Origin of the sequence: Streptomyces sp. NPDC002838, assembly GCF_040295365.1 — a bacterium.
Lineage (GTDB): Bacteria > Actinomycetota > Actinomycetes > Streptomycetales > Streptomycetaceae > Streptomyces.
Map to the genome: position 1 here is coordinate 1 of NZ_JBEOVF010000160.1, position 1,204 is coordinate 1,204.

Sequence of the window (1,204 nt, forward strand, 5' to 3'; positions counted from 1 at the left end):
CTTAGATTCAACCGGTCGGAGCAACAGTGCTGGTTGAGGACGGTTTGCGTGGCGAGACTGGGTCGGCCTGGGATGTCGGACGAGACGAAGGCCGACTTGTGGCGGCGATGGAGGGCCGGGGAATCGATCAGCGTCATATCCAGGCAGATCGGTAAGCCGCCCGGGTCGGTGTTCACCGTCCTCAAGCACCACGGAGGGATCGCTCCCGGACTCCGCAAAGGGCGCGCCGGAAGCTTGACCATCGGTGAGCGGGAGGAGATCTCACGTGGTCTTTGTGCCGGAGAGTCCTACCGGGCCATCGCCGGCCTCCTGGGGCGTGCAGTGTCGACGATCAGTCGTGAAGTCAGCAATAACGGCGGACGCGACGTCTACCGGGCGATTGCTGCGCAGGAACGGGCACTTGACCGCGCCCGGCGGCCGAAGCAGTGCCTGCTTGCCCGCAGGCCGGCGCTGAGGGAGATGGTGCTGCTTCTGCTGAGGGAGGAGTGGTCGCCGGAACAGATCGTCGGCCACTTGCGGCGGCATCATGGTGACGACCCGGGGATGGAGATCAGCCACGAGACGATCTACCGGTCGGTCTACACCACCCGCTGGAAAGTGATCCCCCGCGAGCTGTCCAAGCGCCTGCGAACTGGCCGCCCGATCCGGAAGAACAAGCGCCACACGGTGAAAGGACAGTGGCGCTCACAGATCACCGATGCCCGACCAATCGAGGACCGGCCCCAGGCGGCGGAGGACCGCAGCGAGTTCGGGCATCTGGAAGGCGATCTGGTGATCGGCTCGAACAACAGCCAGGTCGCCACGCTGGTCGACCGGAAGTCACGGTTCCTCACGGTCGTGAAACTCGCCAGCCGCCACACCACCGTGGTTGTTCCCGCTCTGGCCGAGACCTACGAACGCATGGACCCCCGACTACGCAGCACGCTGACCTGGGATCGCGGCATGGAACTGGCAGCCCACAAGCGGTTCACCGCCGACACCGGTGTCGACGTGTTCTTCGCAGCCCCGCGCAGCCCCTGGCAACGTGGCACCAACGAGAACACCAACAAGCTGCTCCGGCAGTACCTGCCCAAAGGCACGAACCTGTCGACGTTCAGCCAGGACGATCTTGATGCCATCGCGACGAAACTCAACAACCGTCCGCGCAAGTGCCTGGGATTTCGCACACCAGCCGAGAGTGTTGCCTTGACCGGTTGAATCTAAG

Annotated in this window: 1 protein-coding gene; it reads left to right on the plus strand. The window is 64.3% G+C overall.

What is annotated here, in order from left to right:
• Nucleotides 1-72 precede the first annotated feature (72 nt).
• On the plus strand, nucleotides 73-1,197 hold the full coding sequence (locus ABT063_RS52060) for an IS30 family transposase (protein WP_502991052.1): 1,125 nt from the start codon (nucleotides 73-75) through the stop codon (nucleotides 1,195-1,197).
• Nucleotides 1,198-1,204: the final 7 nt, after the last annotated feature.

What these genes read in the sequence shown, in the direction of transcription:
- ABT063_RS52060 (WP_502991052.1), top strand. Translation starts at nt 73, where the DNA reads ATGTCGGACGAGACGAAGGCCGACTTGTGGCGGCGATGGAGGGCCGGG.